We start from the raw sequence: 22,352 nt of genomic DNA on the forward strand, positions 1-22,352 counted from the left end.
TTTTTAATTATGTAATTATTTTTTATTTATACTAATGTTAACTTCATCAAGTTGCGCTTTAGTTACTTCACCTGGTGCATTTGACATAGGATCAATTCCAGAAGAGTTTTTTGGAAAAGCAATCACTTCTCTAATGTTGTCAGAATTAGTTAACAACATATATAATCTATCTAATCCTAAGGCACATCCTGAGTGATATGGTGCACCATATTTGTATGCTTCCATAAATCAACCAAAGTTAGTTTCTATTGTGCTCTTATCAAGCTCTAATGTATTAAACATACGTTCTTGTATTTCAGGATTTGTAATTCTTTGACTACCACCACCAATTTCAAAACCATTTAAAACAATATCATAAGCATTTGCTTTTGCATTTTGTTTGTCTTTATCAAATGTATCTATTGATTCACTATTTGGCATTGTAAATGGGTGATGCTTAGCAACAAACCTTTTTTCCTCTTCAGAATATTCAAATAATGGGAAATCAACAACTCATAAAAATTCAAACTTATTAGCATCTACTAAATTTAAAATATTAGCTGTTTTATTTCTAATCGCCCCCATTGCTTGGGAAGCTTTATAAAATTCATCAACAACAAATAAGATTGTTGCATTACCTTTAATAGCAAATAATTTAAGCAATGCTTCTTTTTCAGAAGTTGATAATTTTGAACCAATTGAACCAGTTCAATCTTTTGTGTCAAATTTTGCAAAAGATAAAATATTAATTCCGTTTTGTTTTGCTTCTTCTGTTAAAGCTTCTAATGATTTTTTATTTAATAAATCATTTACGCAAATTGCTCTTATTGATTTATTTTTAATATCTTTAAACAATGGAATACTGGTTTTTTCAAAAATAGAATTTAAAGTTTTAATTTCTAAACCAAATCTTAAATCTGGTTTATCAATTCCATATAAATCAATTGCTTGTTCTCATGTCATTCTTCTAAAAGGAACTTTTAAATCAATATTTTTAACTTGCTTAAATAATTTTTGAAATAGCTTTTCGAAAATACTAATCACATCTTCTTGATCAGCAAATGACATTTCCATATCTAATTGTGTAAATTCTGGTTGACGGTCAATTCTTAAATCTTCATCTCTAAAACATTTAACAATTTGGAAATAACGATCAAACCCAGATATCATAAATAATTGTTTATATAACTGAGGTGATTGTGGTAAAGCATAAAATTTATTTTTATTTAATCTTGATGGAACTAAAAAATCACGTGCCCCTTCTGGAGTTGATTTACCAAAAATTGGTGTTTCAATTTCAATAAAATTATTTTCTACAAAAAAAGATCTAATGATATGATTTATCTGACTTCTTAAAATTAACTTTTGTTGCATTTCTGGACGTCTTAAATCTAAATAACGATGTTGAAGCCTTGTTTCTTCACTTGATGTTATTTGATCTTTAATTTCAAATGGTGTTAATTTTGATGCATTAATAACTTGTAAATTTGTTACTTCAATTTCAATTTCTCCAGTTGCTAAATCTTTATTTTTTGATTTTCTTTCAATTACTAAACCTTCAATTTCAATTACATATTCTGATTTAATATTTGCAACTAATTCATTTTTAATAACAAGTTGAGTTATTCCGTAACGATCTCTTAAATCAACAAAATTAATAGTTCCTAATTTTCTTATCTTAGCAACTCAACCTTGCAAAACTACTTTTTGTTTTAAATTTTTGATTGTTAATTCACCACATGTGTGTGTTCTTTTCATAATTTATTCCTCTAAATCTATTTTAAAAATTCAACCAATTCATCAAATTTAACTTTTTGTTCTACTTTTGTAATCAAATTTTTAACTACAACCACGTTTTCTTTTAATTCATTATCACCAATAATAATTATATTTTTAGATTTTATTGATTCAGCAAATTTAAATGATGATTTTAAACTACGATCTTGATAGTTAACATCAACCATTAAACCTGATGTTCTTAGCATTAAAGCCAAGATTGCACTAAATTGTTTTGCTTTTTCTGATAATCCAACAATGAAAGCATCCAATTGACCTTCTTTAGACAAAGTAATTTTTTGATTCTTTAATTCAAGTAGCAATCTTTCAATTCCCATTCCAAATCCAGCACCAGATAGATCGGGACCATCTAATTGTTTAACTAAATTATCATAACGGCCACCACCAAGTAATGTTAAATTATTTTTTACTAAGTTTATTTCAAAAATAAATCCAGTGTAATAATCTAAACCCCTAACTAATTTAGAATTAATTTCAAAATCAATATTTAAATATTTCATTATTTTAGTGATTGCTCCAAAGTATGCTTGATCTTTAGCACTTAAATAATTACTCATGTTTGGAATGTTGGTAAATTTGTTTTGATCTATTTTGCAATCTAAAACTCTTAAAATATTTTTTTCAATTCTAATTTGACAATCATCACATAATGTTAATTTTTGTAAACTTTGTTTTAAATCATTAATGTAAGCGCTTTTTTCTTTATCTGAAACCAAATAATTAATATTTACTTTAAAATCTTTATCTTCTAAACCAACATTTTTTATAACTGTAATTGCCATTGCTACAAGTTCAACATCTAGTTCTGGTGAAGCTTTACCAAATACTTCAACCCCGAATTGATTAAATTGACGATTTCTTCCAGATTGTGGTCTCTCATATCTAAAGAAACTATCAATATAAAATAGTTTTAATGGTAAATTAGCATCGCTGTATAATTTGTTTTCAACAACAGATCTAATTATTGAAGCTGTACCTTCAGGTTTTAATGCTAGTTCACGATTTTTTTTATCTAAAAATGTATACATTTCTTTAGAGACAACATCGGTTTCATCACCAACACTTCTTTTGAATAAGTTAGCGTTTTCAAAAGTAGGAGTTTTAATTTCTGAATAATTATAAATATCCATTACATTTCTAATAATGGTTGTTAATGCAAAAAATTCTTTAGCATCGCTAAAGAATTTATCTTCTGTTCCTCTTGGTTTTTGAAATGTCATATTAATACCTCTATATAATTATTACACTATATATTATTTTAACCAATAAATTATTATTAAAACATAACATTATGCATTGTTTTTGTTTTTAACATTTCTTCTGTTGTTATTTTTGAATTCTCTAAAACCGAAGTCATCTTTTGATTTTCTATCTCTTGAAAAGTTTCTGTCTCCAAATTTTCTTTCAGAACTTCTACCCTCTCTTCTTCTATCGAAGTTATTGCTTCCACCTTTTGAAGAAGAAAATCTTTTTTCTGAGTTAGGTTTATTTCTTGCGCGTTTTTCTAAACCATATTCTTCAACACTAATTTCATCAATTGTTAAGTTATATTTACTTGCGATTGCTTTTAATTGTCTTAAAGTTTGGTCATTTTGAATAAATGAGATTGATTCCCCTTTTTTTCCATTTCTTCCAGTTCTTCCGATTCTGTGTAAGAATACTTCGTCTTCAATTGAAATATCATAATTAATAATTGAAGACACATCAGAGATGTCAATCCCTCTTGCTAAAACATCAGTTGCTACTAGTACATTAACTTTATCTTCTTTAAATAATTTAATTGCACGTGAACGTTGTGATTGTTTTTTATCCCCATTAATTACAAGTGAATCAATGTTTAAACTTTTTAAGTTTTCAGCAATTCTATCTGTGTTTGATTTTGTATTAGTGAAAATAATTGTTTTATAAAATTTGTTTTTCTCAAATAATTTAGAAATTAATTGTTCTTTGCTTACACCTTTTGTAAAAAAGAAAGTGTTGCTAATATTGTCATTAACTTTCATTTCGTTGTTAATTGAAATTGCTTTATATTTGTCCATATATTGATTAGCTAATGTTTCAACTTTTTTGTTCATTGTTGCTGAAAACAATCCAATTTGTACAGTTTTACTTAATTTTGCAAACACTTCATCAATTTCGCTTTTGAATCCCATTTTTAGCATTTCATCTGCTTCATCTAAAATAATAATGTTAACTTTATCTAAAAGTAATGATTTACGATCTAAATGATCTTTTACTCTTCCTGGAGTTCCCACAACAACGTGTGCATTTTTTAAACGTCTAAATTGATCATGAATATTATCACCACCAATTAAAGCGGCCACACCTACTCTTTTACCTTTTTTAGAAAATTTAATAATTTGATCTAAAATTTGTTTTGCTAATTCTCTTGTTGGTGCTAAGATTATTGCTTGCACACTTCTTTTGTTAATATCGATTTTTTGCAATATTGGCAATACAAATGAAGCAGTTTTTCCTGTTCCTGTACTTGATTTACCAAAAATATTTTCGTTATTCAAAAGCGCTGGTATTGCTTGCTCTTGAATTTCAGTTGGATTGTTAAAATTGTTATCTTGAAGATTTAATAAAATATCTTCATTTAAGTTCATTTCTTTGAATGTCATTTTTCCTCTTTCATGTGTTTAAGGAAAAATTAATACAAATACTGAATACTTTTAAAAGTTGCTAAAAATAAAAAATAAGAATTATTCCTTAACAAATATAATACCATATTTAAGTTTGTAATATGTTATTAAATAAATAAAATAAAAATAGATTACTAGAATCTATTTTTATTTATCAAATTTTGATTGATATCATCTATGTTTTTTTTCAAATGGATAATGTTTTAAAACATGTTCTTTAAGTTCTTGATCACCATCACCATAATTAAATAATGCTTTTCAATTTTTCATTCCAAAAATATTTTTTTTGCTAAAATCTTTCTCTTCTTCAACTCTTCCCAAAGCAATTAATGCAGCAGAAACTTCTTTTGCTGAATGAGTTCCATATAATTGTTCTTTATATCTTCGAGATGCTGCAAAAATTCCTAAACCAAACGCCACTAACATAATTGCCACTAATATGAAGAAATATTTCACCATGTTTAGTGAATCGGTTGTTGTTAATCCAACTCCTGATGTCGTAGATATTTGATAAAAAATAATTCCCAATCCCTTAATAATTGGTTGAAAAATAGTAATATGACCAATTCATTGGAATATACTAAATTGCATATATGTTGGGAAGGTTCCATTACCTGCAGTTAAATTAATTAATAAGAAGAATGTCATTCCAAATTTAGAAGTTACATCATCTCTAAAGGCAATCATAATGAAACACATGGCCGCGACCATTGCCATATCAAAAACTAATAATCAGGCCCAGAACGTAAACATTGCGGCAACCCCAATTGAATTAAATGGCGTCATTGCAAAGACAACACACATAACGGTTGCTTGTAACCAAGCTGTCATTAACATTAATCCATATTTAGTAAAAAAGTATGAGACTGCCCCACTGTGTTTAGAAATTGGCGAACGTTTATACAACATTGATTGTGCTAGTATCGCAATTGTTATCGCAATACAAATAAAGAATTCACCAATACCATAACCATATAATCCATATTTTTCTTCTCTTTCAAAATTAAAATTAATAATTTTTCCTGCAGTATCAATTTTTTTAGAAATTGCTGGTCATAATATTTTAAGAATATTAGCCGGTGATGTATCATCGTGAGATTGATTTGAGATATTATTAATTACAGTTTTTAATATTGATGAAAAAATTGATAATTTAAAGTTAGAAATATTTTCAACAAAATAACCAACAATGAAGTTGTGAGAGTATGTTCCAAAAACATCTAGTGGTTTTAAGATTTCTAAATTCATTAATTCTTGGACTGTGCCCAAAATATCTAGACCGCCATCAATTAAATCTTTAATAAGATTTTTAATGTTAAATAAATCTTTTTTTATTTGGTCAAAATTTAAATTAACTTTATCAAATTGATCCAAAACTTTAGAAATAAAATATAAATCTCGCATTGTGTCTTGATTTGTAATTTTTATTTGAATTGGAAAATCAGATGAAGTATATTTTTCTTTGGCTTTTTTTCCATAAAAATAGTGAATACTATCAAATTGCACTGATTTATTACCTAAATTTATTGCGGGTGCTGATCAAGTTGTTTTTGTTGCTTCATCACGATCAAATTTTGCTTCTGGTTTTTTGTTATTTGGAGTTAATATTTGTAAAAGAATATCTGATAAAGATTGAAATTCAGGGTGAGCAAAATCATAATCTTGACCTTTTATTTCAGTCGGCTTTACCCCTTGATCATTTGTAAAAGAATATAAAAAAACACTTTTATTTTTAATGGCATCATCATATAATTGTTTATTATTTTCAGTAAAAGGATTTCCTTTTTCATCACATAAAACTTTTAGGTTTTTATTTTTTGGATTATTTGTATTATAAACTATCGCAATACGATCAGATTCATCCATAATTGCGACAGGCACTTTACCAATATTGGCTATTGGATTTCAAAAAGCCAAAATAAATAATCCTGCATAAATTGTAGGAATAAATAATACAAGTATAAATTTAATTGTGCGTTTTCAAGATCTAAATATTTGATATTGTAGCTCTCTTAAAAAATTTTTCATTTAACTCCTAAAAAAACATTGCTTATTTTTCAACTTTGTAAAATTTGCATCTGTCTTTTTTACTTTCTGGTTTTAAACCCAATTTTTCTGGGTTTCAATTTTGATATTTATTAATTAATTTTTGCACTTCTTTTTGAACATTTGAAGCTAATTTTTCTGCTTTGATGTGCATAAAAGTGTCAGGCATGATTGGTTTTCCAAAAACAACTGTAACAGTTATTTTTTTAGGACGTTTTTTCATTGTTGTCTTGTATGAATCAATAATAGCAAAAGGAATTATTGGTGCATAAGCCATTTGAGCAATTTTTAATGAGGCGTCTAAAAAGGGAATCATTTCTTGTGATTTACTTCTAGTTCCTTCTGGGAAAATAGTAAATGATCTTTTATATTTTGTAATTAATTCTTTGGCTTCTTTAACGGCCGCCAATGCACTTCGAGGATTTTCTCTATCTAAAGGTACAACATCAATTATATTGACAAATCTCGCACTTAAACTACTATCTCATAATTCTTTTTTAGCGATAAAAGCAACTGGTTGTTGTTTTTGAAAATCATTAATTGCATATATTAATAAAGGATCAACATTTGATTGATGGTTACCTGCTAATATGCATCCTCGATCTAATCAATTTTCAACATTAATTACATTAGCTTTAACTTTAACAATTTTTAACATTTTAATTGCTTTTTTTCTTAATCAAGTATAACGATATTGTTCTGAATAATATCCAGCATCTTGTTTCATTTTTCGATTAATTTTTTTTGCTTTTTTTAGTAATCTTCAAAAGAAAAATCAATGTGAAGCCACGTTTAATTTATTTAATTCTTGACGTTGCTCTCATTGAATATTAGTTGCAGGTAAATTAAGTTTAGCGTCATTATCAGCACTTGTTTGTTCATTAATTTCTGTTGTATTTTGTTCAACATCTTTGACAATATTTTTTTCCATGGTTTATTCTCCGGATTAATAAAATTGTTATTTAAAATTTCTAATATTATATAACAAAAAATAGTGATTTTTCAGATGACTCCTATTTTTTTGCAAACGCAACTGCAACTGCATAATCAGTTTCATGAGATATAGAAATCAATATTTCATCATGTCCCAAAATAATTGGTTGACCTTGTTCATTGTATGTAATATTTATGTTAGAAAACTCAATTTTTCCAACCGCCTTAAAAATTGCCTCTTTGCACGCTCATCTGCCAGCAACAAATTGTTTTTTAGATTCTAATGTTGGTTTTTTATCCAACAACAGTAATTCATCTTTATGAAGAATTTTTTTAAGAAATTCTTCATTTAATTTAATTCTGTTTATTTGAACAATGTCTATCCCTACTTTATTCATTTTCTTATTTCTCCTTCATTATTTTAAAATAAAATATATATAATTGATATCATAAAGGAGAAATTTATGGAACTAGTTTATCGTTATAAAAATGTTAGTTCAGATATTATTGAAGCAATATTAGTAAAATATCAAGCCCATTTATCATCAGAACCAACTGAACATATTAAATTTTTTATAAAAATTGAAGATAAAGTAGCTATTTCTATTTTTAAAAATAAAACTGTTTTATTTCAAGGAACTGAAGCACACAAAATTGCTGGTGAATTCTTTGGTGAAGTTAGACTTCCAAAACCAGTTTTAGAACATGAACAAAAAGCTAAGACTTTGATTAACTTTGATGTTATTGGTTGTGATGAAGTTGGGGTTGGCGACTTTTTTGGCCCCCTAGTTACATGTTGTGCTTATATAAGTGAAGATTTTATAAAAGAAAATCAAGATATTTATTCAAGTATTCAAGATTCTAAAAAAATAACTGATGTTGAAATTGTTAATTTATATTCAAAATTAAAAGACCGTATTCAATATAAGGTTTATATTATGGATAATGCTGAATATAACACTTTATATACAAAGTATAGAAATACTCACAAACTTAAAGCAATAGCTCACAATAGAGCCTTAAATGAAGCTATGAATGATATTTCTTGACCAAAAAATAAAGAAGTTGTTATGGATCAATTTGTGAATGAAAAAAAATACTTTGAATACTTGGGCGATCAAGAAAATGTTGTTAAAAATATTTATTTTCAAACTAAAGCTGAAAGTATTTATCCTTCCGTTGCTGCAGCCAGCATCATTGCAAGATATAATTTCTTAACCCAAATTAACAAGTTAAAATCACAATACCAAATTGATTTACCACTAGGAGCATCTAATGATGTTAAAAAGCTTGTGAGAAAATATAAAGAAGAATTTAAAGACGAAACAAAAAACTTTATTAAATTGCATTTTAACGACAATTAATAAAGTTTTTTATTATTATTTTTATTTCTATAAAATCCTTTTTTAAAACTAAAATGTAGTCTTTGATGTCAAACTAATCAAGTATATTCAAATTTTCAATAACTAATTTTTTTTATAGTAATTGAATAGAAAATTATAGATATAAATATGTTAAAAATTGGTAAAAAAGAAAAGATAATTGTTATTATTAATGTTTTTCTTGACTGCTTTGTGTATTTATTTAAATCTTTATACAAATTTATGTTAAAAAACAAACATCTTACAACAGAAAATAAAAATGCAAATCACGGAATAGTTATTGCTAAAACACCATATAAAAAATTGCTTAAAATACCGTTGTTTATTCCATTTGTAAATAAAACATATAAAAAGCATAAAAACACAATAACAATATGAATTAAACTTACTAAACAAAACAAAAAAATTCTCGACTTATCAATTACTTGATTATTTACATCATAGTTTAATCATCTATACCTCGGGATTTTAAATAAATCTATAATTTCTATCAAATTTAAAATAACATTTAAAAACATATAATATCCCCTAAATACATAATACAAAAAAATATTAAATTAGTCGGAATAGGATCACTACTATTTGAAATTTTATTGTTAATGTGTTTTATTTTTTTAAGTTTTTAATTCCACTTAATAATAAATACAAAATAATGTTTATAAAACCTATTCATAACATGGGAATTGATAAAAAAATATTATGTCTAATTTTTTTTCATTCTATTACATAATTTTTATGATAATTTTTTAATATTTTGTGATTTAAATAAATTAAGTAAGGCGAAATAATTAAGCAAATTAATAAATACACTTGTATAAATCAAACTCAAAATTTGCTATTGGTAGTTTCATTCATTTCAATAAACAAATATTTATCAAAAGCAACTGATAAATAAATAATTCAAAAAATATCAAAAAATAAAATACATAATGTTAAATATAAAACAATGTCTATTATGTATAAAAATATAATTTTTTCTTTTTGAACATTATTATTTAAACTATTATTTTTTGTCATTTAAATTTACCTCATCCAAATAATAATTAGTATATTTTTATTAATCAATTTTATTTTATCACTATATTTTATTCAGTTTTTTTACAATCTATTAAAAAATAAAAAACTTTATTTGTTTCAAATTAATGACAACAAATAAAGTTTTTTTAACTAATTTTATGATTATTGTGACAATTTAGCGTAATCATTTTTTCTTAAATATAAGGCACTTAGTCTTTTAAAAACTTTTATTACAAAAATAAGTGGAACGAAAATTGTTCAACAACATATAACTGCTAAAACGCCTCAAAGAACTAAACGTTGGTCTCTTGTTCTTTCGATGTATTTTTTATCTGCTGAACAGACGCTAACAATTATTCCCTTTGGTTTTTTAGAATCTCTTACTTCATATTCGCCCATGCGTTCGTTACAAACATAACATTTTTTCATACTCTTTCTCCTTCTTAGATATTTTATAAAAAAAAAAAAAAAAGCAATAAATTGGCTAATTAATTGCTTTTTTTAAAAAAATGTTGAAGCTGCTTTAGTTTTTGTTTCCATTGAAGTGATGAAAGGAATTCTTGTTGTCATATTGTTTCTTGCTGCTACTATTTTTTTGGCTGGTCACATTTGAATATCTTGATTTCATCTTGAAACTAAATCATTGTAATTACTACGTGCTGCAGTTATTTCTCTTTGTGTGTAATCATTTTTTTGCATTGCTAATTGTAAATTATCTTGAGATTTTAAATTAGGATAATTTTCAAATGCTAAATTTAATTTTCCATAAATATTATCAACTTTTGATTGAATTTCATTTCGGTTGCTTTCTGAGATTTTATTTCCCGATCTTAGTTCGGCAACTTTTAACATTATGTCTTTATCTAAGTTCATTGATTTTTCAACAATTCCTACAACATTATTTAAAATTTGTACTCTTTGGTCTAAAAAGTTATCTACTTCACTAGCAGCCCCTTGTATTCTTTGCTCCAAACTATCTAAATAATTTTTCGCAGAAATTTTTTGAAATAAAAATATTAATCCTGGAATAATAAAACACATTCATAATAATATTTCAAAAATTAATGATCCCTTTCCAATTTCTACTGGTAATTTTTTATTAATAACATTTATATTTTGACCCTCAACATTTATTGGTCCTGTTTGTTCGTCTAATCTATTTGCCATAAAACTCCTTTTATTTCCATATTATTTTATCATTATTTAGATATTAAAATTTGAATATCTTCAACTAGTTGTTTTTGATTTAATGTTAATTCCCCATCATTTGTTAAAAAATTTATTAAATTATCGTATACAAAAACATTATCTTCATTAATTTTATTTTTTTGAAATAAGTTTTTAAACCTTGAATTATGCATTGCTATTTTTGTATTTTTTGTAGTTAATTTAACAACAACTAAAATATGTTTTTTTGTAACTGGGATATATTCAATTCAAGGAACTTCTACATCATGTCAATATCCATCACCACCACGAACTGGAATAATTGCAATTTGGGGAATCCCATTATATCCATGTACACTAATTGAAATTTTTTCTATATTACCTTCATTTATTAAATACTGACTTTTAATTATATTTTTAGTAACAGAATTTGGGTGTTTTATTGCATCTTCACTAAAGTGATTTGCGATTACTTCATGAAAGCGATCAGCATATTGCTGTTCTAAAGAATCATTATATATAATTTTTTCTCTCGGTGATTCTTGAAGCCCTGGAACAGACATTAAAGGTGTCATACCCAAATAAATTCCTCTAAATGTTTCATATTGTCTTTTTAAAAATTTTTCTTGAATTTTTTTAAAGTCATAATCATAATTTAATGCTGGATTAAATCCTAATTCAATTTCTGTTAAAAAGTCATTTGTTAATGTGTGAATTTTTTGGTTTTTATCTCAATAAAAATAATCATGACTTATATTGTCTGTTGTAGATTTAATCAACTTAGTTAATTGTCGTTGGGCAATTGGGGTAAACAATAAACGATATTGTGTTTCGTCGCTTCTATTTAAACAATTAAAATAAACCTCAAACTCTTTGTTATTTAATAAATTTATATTAGAATTTTTTTTAATTGCTTTTTCTGAAATTTTATCTAATTTTTTAATTCTTGATTTTAATTCTTTATCAGATATTTTTGCACTATTTGATGGTTCTCTTTGAAAACTTAATTTATCTGCAAAATCACTTCAAAGATTAGCCTCTCCAAAATAATGATACTCTGGAAATGGTTTAGAGATTGCCGCAACAAGTTCTTCTGATTTTGTTGAAGAACCCTCTTTTCATGTAATATATTTTGTACCTACATATTCTTTTAAACTAATAGTATTTTTTAAAACAATAGATATCATAAATGGATTTTCCATAAATGTTCCCCCAATTATTTGATATGTTGTTTCACTTTTTGGTCTATTTGAAAGTCCGCTATTTTTAAATATATTTTCAAATTGAGCAGATGGTTGATTAAAGATTTTGAACTGTGGTAAAGTTTTTTCAATTAATTTTTTATTATCTTTTCAATCAAATAATAAGTTTAAATCATAAACTTGTTCCCATGCAAGATTTGTATTATCATCAATTTGTTTTTCTAATTTGTTAACTAACGAGGTTAGATTATTAATTTTAAAATTATTTTTTTTAATAACTAAAATTAAAATTACTAGCATTATTAAAGGTATTAGGCAAAGTAAAATTGTAACAAGTAATACACTATTTGATTCATCTCTTTCTGCATAGTAGTAAAAGATTGGAATAAAAATTGCAATAACAAATAAAATAATGGTTACGAGTCTTCAAAATTTAAGTCTCTTTATTAAATTTGCTGTATCATTCAATCTAAACTTATCTTCTTTAATTTTAGTAACTGTTTTTTCATTTTCAAAAACATCTATTTTTGATTTTTTTACCAATTCATTAAAATAATTTTTACTGTTTTCACTGTGTTCTAATTTTATGGTTTTATATTGATCAATTGGATCATAAATAATATCTTTTGTCATTTTTTTAATTTCCTATTTAATAAAATTATTATATATAATTGTTAAATAAAAAAAGATATGTTTTTTAAAACATGTCTTTTAATGTAATTTTTAAAATAATAAACTATTTGTTAAGTATTGATAAACAACCATAACACCCAGCTTTATTTTTTAGACTACTGATTTTTATTCTTTTAGCAACTTCTGGATTTTCTAATTTATTTTCATATTGATTAATTTTAGTAACTAGTGCTTTGTAAAAGTCTTTGTTTTCACTTATTCCACCACCAAGAGTTAATAAATCAAAATCTAAAACATAGTCAATATTAATTATTAATTTAGCTAATGTTGTAGTCCACTCATCAAAAAGTCTTGTTGCTATTTCATCACCAGAATCAACTAAATTCATAAATTCAATTCCAGAAATTAATTTATCTAATTTTTTTGATCTTGAATATTTAACAATGTTGGCTCCCAATCCCGCAACTTGTGCTGCAATTGTTATTTCATTAGAATTTAAGTTAACAAATAGCTTGGAAAATTCAGCCGCTTTAAGTTGACTACCTTTAATTAACTTATCATTAATTATTATTCCGCCACCTAATCCGCTACCAATTGTCATATGAATATAAGTTTCTGGTTTGTTTTCTAAACCAAAATTATATTCGCCTAATGTTGCTGCTTTACCATCATTTTCAATTATTAATTTTTTCATATTTTTATGATTTATAATTTTAAAAATATCTTGATTAATGTTGGTAATTGCTGATTCAGATAATACTCTGTAATTCTTAGTATCAACATAACCTGGTATTGAAATTCCAACTTCAAAATCATTAGTTTCATTTTGATAAGTGTTTTTAATAATTTCTAGTACATCCAATAAATCAACTCTAAAAGCATCAACTCTTTTTGAATATTCAAACTTATCATTTGCGATCTCTTTGTTATCTTCAAACTTAATAAATTTTATTCCAAGTCCGCCAACATCGAATGTATATCTAATCACTAAAGTTCTTCTCCATTAGTTTTAATTACATTTTGATATCAGAAAAAGCTATCTTTTTTGTAACGTTTTAAATCTTTTAAATCTTTTTCATCACGATTAACATAAATAAATCCATATCTTTTTTCAATACCTTCATGTGTTGAAATTAAATCAATTGCACTTCAAGGTGAATAACCAAATACATCAATCTTGTCTTCTTCTTCTGCTAATTTTAATTGTTCAACATGCTGTTTTAAATAATCAATACGATAGTCGTCGTGAATTTTAAAATCATTTGTTAAAACATCTTTAGATCCAAGACCATTTTCAGTAATTATTAGCGGCAATTGATATCTATCTCACAATTGACGTAAAGTTGTTCTAAAACCAACTGCATCAATTTCCCAACCAAATTCTGTTTTTGGTAAATTTTTATTTGCAACACAATTAAACATTCCTGGAATGTTAAACATTTTTTGTTGATCTACTTGATGACTGTGAAGATTTTTTTCGCCTAATTTTTGGTTGTTAAATTTCACAGTTCCACTTCCATAGTAATTAAAGGCAATAAAGTCGGGTCTATTTGCTTTTAATAATTCCAGGTCACCTTCTTTAATTTCTGGTGCGCAATCATTTTTTTCAAAAAAGTTTCACACTATTCCATTATATTTACCTCTACATGATAAATCTAAATATAATCAGTTTCTATAAGCATTGAAATTTTCCATTGCAATAACATCTTCTGGTTTAGATGTTTCTGCATAAACTGTTGAAATGTTTGGTGCAGGTCCAATTTTTGCTTTAGTCATTTTTCGACAAAGTTCAATCACTTTAGCTTGAGCAATCATCATGTTATGATTTTGTTGTCATAATGATTTTTCATGATCATGACCTTGTTCATCTCTAATTCCAATAATGTGTCCTGCAATAACCATCACGTTTTGTTCATTAATTGTTAACCAATAATTGATATCTTTTCCAAATTCTGTAAATAAAACTTTTGCATAATTTACAAATGCTGGAACAATCATTTCTCTATTTGATCAACCGCCTTGTTTTTCTAAAGCTTCTGGTAAATCAAAATGATACATTGTGATTATTGGTTCAATATTATTTTTTTTCAATTCAGCAATTAAATCTTTATAAAATTTAACTCCTTTTTCATTTACTTTTCCTACTCCATCAGGAATAATTCTTGTTCAAGCAATTGATAACCTATAAGCCTTTAACCCTAATTCTGCAAATAATTTTACGTCTTCTTTTCATCTATTGTAGTGGTCTGCACAAACTTTGAAGTCACTAATTTCTGAATTAGTTTGCGAAGGTGTATTTTTATCTTGAACCGATCTTCCTTTGCCATCTTGATCTCAAGCTCCTTCAACTTGGTACGCACTAGTTGAGGCACCTCATAAAAAATTTTTTCTCATTTATTTCTCCTTTATTAAATTAAAATATATTTAACTCTTTCTTTATGTTTACTATTAACATATAAAACAATGATATTAAGGTGAATTTTTTTTTGATAGAACTAGATTGTCTATCTTCATTATCGTAGTCTAGCAAAATTTGATTATCTATTTTAAAATCCAATTTTATAGCGTGTTCTACTTCACTAATTAAAAATATATTTTTATCTTCTTTTTGTAAAATTACATTTAGTAAAACATCTATTAAAGTTTCGTTATCTCGTCCAGAAAGTATTATAAGAATATTTTGACAATCATTAATTGTGTGATATTTATAATAATCTTGAGCACTAATTAATTTTGTTTTAATATTTATTCTTTCTAAATAATTTTTTAAAAACTTAGATGCATCTAAGGAATTATAAGAACAAATTATATTTAATTCGAATTTTTTTGTAATTGCTTGTGATAATTTTGCATAAAACTCTTCTTTACTAGCAATTCACTCATATATTTGTTTTATATTTGGATCAGTATTTTTATTTTTTACTTGACTAGTAATTTGTTTTTTTGCAAATTCTAATTCATATTTAAGAAGAATTGCAAGTTCACGATAACCACTTAAATTAATTTTTTTGCAAAAATTTGTAATTGTTGCTTCTGAAACATATGATTTTTTTGCTAAATCTTTCTCAGCAAGAATTAAACCATTGGCGAACTCTTTATAAATATTTAGTGCAATTAATCTAAATGTTTCATTAGAATCGGATTTTGATACTAGTCTTATTTTTTCAATAATATTTTTCATTTTAGTCCTTCAAATCTATAACTTTAATATATCATTTATGAATATTTTATGTATCATAGGTATGACAACAATAATATTCCCAATATGCACAAACCAATAATTGAAAATACAAGTCTTCATTTGTGATTGATTTTAATATTTCTTACTATCGTTAAATACTGAACAATAAATATTGTTAGTACGCACGTAATTAAAAGTATAGTTATTAATATTTGAAAGATATTCATATTATTTGGTCCTTTTATTTTTTAAAGTTAACTAATGTTTTTTCGACAAGTTTAAATATTTTGTCCGCATCAGCAACAGCATAGTCTTGAAATGGTATGATTGCAATTGGCAAATCTAAACCTTGTTTTTGTGCCGCTTGTTTAAATTGTGTTTCTAAAAATCTTACTTGTGGTCCAAGAAGAATAATTTCTCACCCTTCATTTAATCTATCCATTGCATCAGATGCCGGAAGAGCTAATATTTCGCACTTTTCATTTCTTTGTTGTGCTAGTTTTTCCATTTTGTTGACAACCATTGAAGTTGACATACCAGCCGAACATGCTAATAAAATTTTTCTTTCCATTTATTTTTCTCCTTTTAAATTATTTAAAGATCATAAATATCAACAAATTCTTTAACAATTAAAAATAAGAGTTTATGTGCAAATAATTTTTGAATATAGACAATATTGAAAAATTTTATTGCGCTTGTTTTTAATTAATAATTCATATTTCATGTTTATTTGTTTTGGTATTTACAAAGCTTATTTAATAGTTGTTTATTTTAAATTATTAAAATCTATTTTAATAATTTCTTCTGTTGTTTTATTTAAGGATTCTTTAATACCATTGTTAATTTTATTAACTTGAATTTTTAAATCCTTTTTAAGTTGATTAACTATATCTCTTTTATAAGTTAATCCCTTAAGTGTGGATATTAGTAATGGTTTTTCAAATGTAACATGAACTTTATAAATTCATCTACCAAACATCCCTTTTGTAATTTCTGTTCTAATTATTTTATCTTTATCTAAAACTTTAATTTTAACTTTTTGATTTTCTACCATTTGTATTGACATTAAATTTTCAGTTTTTTTAATTGCAAAAAAATCATTTTTAATTTCTTGAGTTTTTTGTAAATAGTCAATTGTATAAAGATTTTTTAACATTATTAATTTAATAACAAAGAAAAAGTCATTTATATTCATTGATTTTTTATTAATTTTTTTTGCAACTATTAAGTCTTTTCTATAATTATCAGATTTTGAAGGAGTTAATGCTTGTTTTATTTTTTCAACTCTTTCATTAAAGTCCACAATTTTTTTATCATTTTTGTTTATATGTCATTTAGACACATAAATATTTGTTTTATTGTTTAATTCCATATTAATTTTTATCTTTTTTAAATAATCTCATTGTTTTATCTAATCATGATCTTTCAAATTGATCTTGATTTTTTTCTTTTCATTCTTTAGCAGTTATACCATCAGCCAATGCTAATGATTTAATTGCATATTCTTGCGAACTTTTTATGTAAAGTGAATATACTATGAATGAAACTATTGTTAAACCTATTGAAAAGATTGTTGTTCTTCAGTCAAATCCACTTGTGATGTAACTTCCAATAATTGTTGGGAAGAAAGGACTTCCTGTAGCTACTGTTGGTCTCATTCAGTGTCATAGTACAAAGTAGTGACCAACTAGTGCTCCCACTGAGTTTAATAATATAAATGGTATTGATAATTTAATGTTAAATATAATTGGTAATCCAAAAATAAGTGGCTCATTAATGTTGAATATTGCTGGAATTGCTTCAATTTTAGCAACTGTTCTGTGGGGTTTGAATCTTGCAAATGTTAGTAATCCATAAGTCAATCCTATTGTTACCCCACTTCCTCCAATATTTTCGCAAGAAGCTAATGGTGCCATTACAAGTCCTTTATGTCAGCTTCCTATTGCTGGAATAAATAGTCCTTTGTCTGGATCAATTACTTTACTTAACGCAGTTGCTTGATCTAATTTTGATTTGGCATCATCACCATACTGAGCAGTTCAATCTGCCATATTATCTTTGTGGTCTTTATAAAAATTTAATAATTTTACAATATCTTCTTTCATAAATTTTGTTATGTCATAATATGCATCTGTTATTGATGTTCCATATTGATGTTGTAGTAAATCTTGAATTTGTGGACTAGTGTAATATGCTCAAAAATAAACATTTATATAAATATATTGAATATAAACTGCGTATGCAATTGGTACCATAATGTTTGGTCCATGTAATCCAAAGATTCATAGAACAGCAACAACTACACCTAATGCAAAAGTACTTCATGGACTTTCAGCCATTGCTTTTAGTGGTGAAGTAATTATTTTTATAATTACAAAAATATTATCAGCTACAATTGCTTTATTATCTGGCATAGTTATATTTCTTCAATGTGCAATATATGCTCATGATCATGAAATTGTTGCAAAAATAAATAAAGTTAAAGTAATATGAAAAATACTTGATAGCACGTTCGCAATTGCTGGTGGAACTGATGCTGGTAATTTAATTGTTAAAAATTTTAAACTAGCTATTTTTAAATAAATTAGAGGGACACATATTCCTAATATAATCGCAATAATAATTCCGTCTGTTCCTAAATTTGATAATTTAAGATCTGCAAATTTTACACCATTATCTCACGGTAGTGTTCCTCCCTTATAATCAAATGCACCCAATCAGTCTAAACCGAATGGTGCTAATGTTAAAAATGTTCCAATTGTTACAAAAACAGTAATAATTGGAGATCCGCTTTTTTGAAAATTAGTAGCTATAAAAAATGACACACCTATTAGTGTCACTAATGACAACATAATTCCTGAAGCTTGTTGAATTTGCAAGAATCAAGGATAAATATTTTTGGTAATTCATATCATTCCTGATGAATCATGAATACCATGTATTTTTCCCATCATGGTTGCATTGTTTAAGAAAAATGTAGCTATAAGTGCTGGTAGAATCATCCCCAATCCAACTGCACCACTTACGGCCATACCATCCCTTAAAGAACATAATAGTCTGTTAGAACCAATTTTATAACCAAATGTTTCTAATCAAAGATTCATTTTTTCTTTAAAGGTCTTATTTTTTCTAAAATTATTTTCTTCCATTTTGTTTTTCCCTTTCCAAAATTGATTATCTTAAAAAAAGAAAAAAAAGATATCTATATATAGACATCTTTAAACTACTTTAATAAAATAAACTTTATTTTAATAAAATAACTATATTAATATTTTATATTATTATATATTGGGAATTTTTGACAAATTTGATTGACTCTGATTTTTAACTGATCAAGATTTTCTGAACTTTGATTTTTTAAAGCACTACCGATTATTTTAGCAACTTCAATAAAATCATCCTCTTTCATTCCCCTTGTTGTCATAGCGGGTGTTCCCACTCTAATTCCACTAGTAATCATTGGTTTTTCTTTATCATTTGGAATCATATTTTTGTTTGTTACAATGCCAATGCTTTCTAAAATAATTTCTGCTTGTTTACCAGTTAAATTTAAATTAGTTTTAACATCTAAATTAATCAAATGATTATCAGTTCCCCCAGCAATTGGTCTCAAACCTTCTTTTTGTAATTGTTCTGAAAATGCTTTAGCATTTTTTACTATTTGTTTAGCATAGATTTCAAACTCTTTGGTATCAACTTCACATAATGCTTGTACTTTACCAGCAATTTGATTTTCTAAAGGACCACCTTGTGTTCCTGGAAAAACTGCTGAATCAATTTTTTTAGCAAATTCTTTTTTGCAAAGAATCATCCCACCACGTGCACCTCTTAAAGTTTTGTGTGTTGTTGTTGTGACAATATCTGCATACTCAACTGGACTTGGGTGAACTCCTTTAGCAATTAAACCAGCAATATGTGCCATATCAACCATCAACAATGCCCCAACTTTATCAGCAATTTCTTTAAATTTTTTAAAATCGATTATTTTTGAATAAGAGCTTGCTCCCGCAACTATTAATTTTGGTTTAAATTCTAATACAATTCTTTCAACTTCTTCATAATCAATCATTTCAGTTATTGAATCAACTCCATAAAACTTAAAGTTATATGTATTTCCTGAAAAGTTGATTGGATAACCATGTGTTAAATGACCACCAGCGTCTAAACTCATTGAAACAATTTTGTCACCGCTTTGTAAAACTGCTCGATAAGCTGCTTCATTGGCTTGACTTCCTGAATGTGGTTGTAAATTTGCATGGTCAGCTTTAAAAATTTTTTTAGCTAATTCAATTCCAAAAGTTTCAATTTCATCAATATATAAACATCCTCCATAGTATCTTTTACCAGGATATCCTTCAGCATATTTATTAGTTAAAATGCTACCACTTAAAGCTAAAATTTCTTCTGAAACATAGTTTTCACTAGCAATTAATTCAATATGATTTTGTTGACGGTGCAATTCTTTTTTAAGAGAATCTAAAATCTTTTTGTTTATGTTCATGGTTAACCTCTTATTTTGTTTCAACAATAACTTTTACTGGATCTTTAAAAATCATTTTCACACCAGCATCTTTTAACATTCTTTTACTTGCAATTGTTAAAACTTCATTTTTGTATTTATTATCTGAATAAATAACTTCTTTAATTCCTGATTGAATGATTAATTTAGAGCATTCATTGCATGGAAATAATGAAGTGTATAATTTTGTACCTCTTATGTCACGACGTGCTGAAACAATGGCATTTGCTTCTGAGTGAACTACAAATGGATATTTTGTATTTTCAATTCCGTTTGATTGATCATTTGATCATGAGTAATCTTTATCAGAAACACCCCTTGCCATTCCGTTATAACCAGTCGAAATAACTTGATTTAAATCATCAACAATTACAGAACCAACTTTAGTATTTGGATCTTTAGAACGCATTGATATTAATTGAACAATGGCTAAAAAATAGGTATCTCAATCAATTGTTGAATGTTTTTCTTTTTCTTTTTTAGCAAACATTATCTACCTCACCTCTACTTTCTTAAATCATAGTGAACTTTAAATAAATCATAAATTCAAGATTCCGCCTTTAATTTAGAAGCTAATGAATATTTATACATTAATGCAATCGCATTTAAAATACTTTGATCTTTTGCGGGCACTGGAGTATAACAAAACGCCAAGACAAAAGGAGTTATTATAGAACCTGCGACTATTAATAATGCCAAATATAAAGAAATATCTTTTTGTTTTGCTTTTCAATCATAATTAACTAAATATAGCAATGCTGCTGATACACAAAATGCAAGTAAAATAATTGGTGTTTTAGTTGCAACACTATTTTCAATAATAGGAATTAAAATTAATACAACTATGGGAATAAAAATACGATTTTTAGTAAACATTTTTACAAACGCATTTGTTGAATTAGTTCATATTGTCAGACATAATGAACCTGTTGCAATTGCTAATGGGATTGTTTGACCAGATAAAGAACCATTTTGAATGAAAAATGCTGCAAAAAAACCAACTATTAAATATGTAGATAGCGACACAACTGCAAATTTAACAACGCCTATTAATGAAAAACAATATTTAAGAACACCAAATAAAACAATTCCACAAACAATTAATTCTAGAAAACCATTTAATCGATCACCAAAATCAGGAATTAGTGCATAAGTTAAAATTCTTCAATATTGTTGTAAATAAATAGTTAACTTAAAGTCAACAGCTCCAAAAAAGAAGTTGGCAGTTGAAGAGTCTTGTAAAAGACTTTCGTGTCGATATGAGACTAAATATAAAGATATAAAAGCAATTATTAATGGACAAAAAACAAATATAAATCCACAAATTCTTGCAACAATGTGTGGGTTTTGCATATTTTTAGCAATTTTTTGTAAATCCTTATTTTTAGATAATGCTGGATTTTTCATTTCGGCTATTAGTCTTTGAGGATCTTGTTCCATAATTTCTGCTTCTGAAATTTCTTCTTCCACAGCTTCTTTAACTTTTAAATTGATTTTAGGGAAAAATTGTTTTAATTTTGTATTAGCCTCTTCTAAAGAACCAATGACAATTATTGCTGAGTCTGAAACATCTTTTTTATAACTAATTAAAATATTAATAACTTCTAATTTTCCACCTGAATATTCATTATATTCTTTTAAGAATTGGTTCATTTCTTCAGAAATATCAAAATCATCTAGTGCAACTCTAAAAATTTTAGATTTGTTTTTATAATGTACAAAACAATTGGTATTTCCAATTGTTTTTTTATCAAACTTTTTGTTTTCAAAAAATAAATTTATTTCATTTTCTATAGTTTTCAAATCTATATTCATTTCTTCACCAATCTTTATAATTATACAATATAAATA

21 protein-coding genes are annotated in these 22,352 nt (G+C 25.9%); 2 read left to right on the forward strand and 19 right to left on the reverse strand.

Annotated features, from left to right (window positions below; all coding sequences use genetic code 4):
* Positions 1-15: 15 nt before the first annotated feature.
* The 6 genes from aspS to AACL01_RS01915 form a co-directional block, all read right to left on the reverse strand.
* Positions 16-1,737, reverse strand: coding sequence for an aspartate--tRNA ligase (aspS, locus tag AACL01_RS01890; protein ID WP_339022341.1), 1,722 nt, complete (start codon positions 1,735-1,737; stop codon positions 16-18).
* Between the two features lie 17 nt (positions 1,738-1,754).
* A complete protein-coding gene (gene hisS, locus AACL01_RS01895) occupies positions 1,755-2,996 on the reverse strand; it encodes a histidine--tRNA ligase (RefSeq protein ID WP_339022343.1) in 1,242 nt (413 codons plus the stop codon).
* A gap of 69 nt (positions 2,997-3,065) precedes the next feature.
* Positions 3,066-4,400 (reverse strand): DEAD/DEAH box helicase, encoded by a 1,335-nt coding sequence (locus AACL01_RS01900; RefSeq protein WP_339022345.1) that lies wholly within the window; start codon positions 4,398-4,400, stop codon positions 3,066-3,068.
* Positions 4,401-4,568: 168 nt separating this feature from the next.
* The gene (locus tag AACL01_RS01905; RefSeq protein WP_339022346.1) at positions 4,569-6,449 is read right to left on the reverse strand and encodes an ABC transporter permease; all 1,881 of its coding nucleotides are present in this window, start codon (positions 6,447-6,449) and stop codon (positions 4,569-4,571) included.
* 22 nt (positions 6,450-6,471) lie between these two features.
* The gene (locus tag AACL01_RS01910) at positions 6,472-7,398 is read right to left on the reverse strand and encodes a lysophospholipid acyltransferase family protein (protein ID WP_339022347.1); all 927 of its coding nucleotides are present in this window, start codon (positions 7,396-7,398) and stop codon (positions 6,472-6,474) included.
* Positions 7,399-7,480: 82 nt separating this feature from the next.
* Complete coding sequence (locus AACL01_RS01915) at positions 7,481-7,798, reverse strand: holo-ACP synthase (protein ID WP_339022349.1); 318 nt, start codon at positions 7,796-7,798, stop codon at positions 7,481-7,483.
* A 66-nt stretch (positions 7,799-7,864) separates the two neighbouring features.
* Here AACL01_RS01915 and rnhC point away from each other — a divergent pair, with 66 nt between their 5' ends.
* Together rnhC and AACL01_RS01925 are read left to right on the forward strand one after the other, a co-directional pair.
* Positions 7,865-8,764, forward strand: a complete 900-nt coding sequence (gene rnhC / locus AACL01_RS01920) for a ribonuclease HIII (RefSeq protein WP_339022351.1) — start codon at positions 7,865-7,867, stop codon at positions 8,762-8,764.
* 147 nt (positions 8,765-8,911) lie between these two features.
* The gene (locus AACL01_RS01925; RefSeq protein ID WP_339022352.1) at positions 8,912-9,226 is read left to right on the forward strand and encodes a hypothetical protein; all 315 of its coding nucleotides are present in this window, start codon (positions 8,912-8,914) and stop codon (positions 9,224-9,226) included.
* Between the two features lie 162 nt (positions 9,227-9,388).
* Here AACL01_RS01925 and AACL01_RS01930 read toward each other — a convergent pair whose 3' ends face one another.
* The 13 genes from AACL01_RS01930 to AACL01_RS01990 form a co-directional block, all read right to left on the reverse strand.
* A complete protein-coding gene (locus tag AACL01_RS01930; RefSeq protein ID WP_339022353.1) occupies positions 9,389-9,799 on the reverse strand; it encodes a hypothetical protein in 411 nt (136 codons plus the stop codon).
* A 162-nt stretch (positions 9,800-9,961) separates the two neighbouring features.
* On the reverse strand, positions 9,962-10,228 hold the full coding sequence (locus tag AACL01_RS01935) for a hypothetical protein (RefSeq protein WP_339022355.1): 267 nt from the start codon (positions 10,226-10,228) through the stop codon (positions 9,962-9,964).
* A gap of 72 nt (positions 10,229-10,300) precedes the next feature.
* A complete protein-coding gene (locus AACL01_RS01940; RefSeq protein ID WP_339022357.1) occupies positions 10,301-10,966 on the reverse strand; it encodes a LemA family protein in 666 nt (221 codons plus the stop codon).
* Positions 10,967-10,998: 32 nt separating this feature from the next.
* On the reverse strand, positions 10,999-12,801 hold the full coding sequence (locus AACL01_RS01945) for an MAG1210 family protein (RefSeq protein WP_339022358.1): 1,803 nt from the start codon (positions 12,799-12,801) through the stop codon (positions 10,999-11,001).
* A 103-nt stretch (positions 12,802-12,904) separates the two neighbouring features.
* Positions 12,905-13,789 (reverse strand): ROK family protein, encoded by an 885-nt coding sequence (locus tag AACL01_RS01950; protein WP_339022360.1) that lies wholly within the window; start codon positions 13,787-13,789, stop codon positions 12,905-12,907.
* Entirely contained in the window at positions 13,789-15,195 is a 1,407-nt protein-coding gene (locus AACL01_RS01955) for a glycoside hydrolase family 1 protein (protein WP_339022362.1), read from the reverse strand. The genes AACL01_RS01950 and AACL01_RS01955 overlap by 1 nt, the downstream gene beginning before the upstream one ends.
* Positions 15,196-15,214: 19 nt before the next feature.
* Positions 15,215-15,982 carry a hypothetical protein gene (locus tag AACL01_RS01960; RefSeq protein ID WP_339022363.1) on the reverse strand — a complete coding sequence of 256 codons (768 nt, stop codon included), beginning with the start codon at positions 15,980-15,982 and terminating at the stop codon, positions 15,215-15,217.
* A 241-nt stretch (positions 15,983-16,223) separates the two neighbouring features.
* Positions 16,224-16,553, reverse strand: a complete 330-nt coding sequence (locus AACL01_RS01965) for a PTS sugar transporter subunit IIB (protein WP_339022365.1) — start codon at positions 16,551-16,553, stop codon at positions 16,224-16,226.
* 195 nt (positions 16,554-16,748) lie between these two features.
* Positions 16,749-17,354: a hypothetical protein gene (locus AACL01_RS01970; protein ID WP_339022367.1), complete on the reverse strand. Its 606-nt coding sequence runs from the start codon at positions 17,352-17,354 to the stop codon at positions 16,749-16,751.
* A 1-nt stretch (position 17,355) separates the two neighbouring features.
* A complete protein-coding gene (locus tag AACL01_RS01975; protein ID WP_339022368.1) occupies positions 17,356-19,131 on the reverse strand; it encodes a PTS transporter subunit EIIC in 1,776 nt (591 codons plus the stop codon).
* 116 nt (positions 19,132-19,247) lie between these two features.
* Positions 19,248-20,483, reverse strand: coding sequence for a serine hydroxymethyltransferase (gene glyA / locus AACL01_RS01980; protein ID WP_339022369.1), 1,236 nt, complete (start codon positions 20,481-20,483; stop codon positions 19,248-19,250).
* A gap of 10 nt (positions 20,484-20,493) precedes the next feature.
* Positions 20,494-20,991 carry a dCMP deaminase family protein gene (locus tag AACL01_RS01985; RefSeq protein ID WP_339022371.1) on the reverse strand — a complete coding sequence of 166 codons (498 nt, stop codon included), beginning with the start codon at positions 20,989-20,991 and terminating at the stop codon, positions 20,494-20,496.
* Between the two features lie 14 nt (positions 20,992-21,005).
* Positions 21,006-22,316, reverse strand: a complete 1,311-nt coding sequence (locus AACL01_RS01990; RefSeq protein WP_339022373.1) for a hypothetical protein — start codon at positions 22,314-22,316, stop codon at positions 21,006-21,008.
* Between the last annotated feature and the right edge of the window lie 36 nt (positions 22,317-22,352).

Origin of the sequence: Spiroplasma endosymbiont of Crioceris asparagi (genome assembly GCF_964020035.1) — a bacterium.
GTDB lineage: Bacteria > Bacillota_I > Bacilli_A > Mycoplasmatales > Mycoplasmataceae > TIUS-1.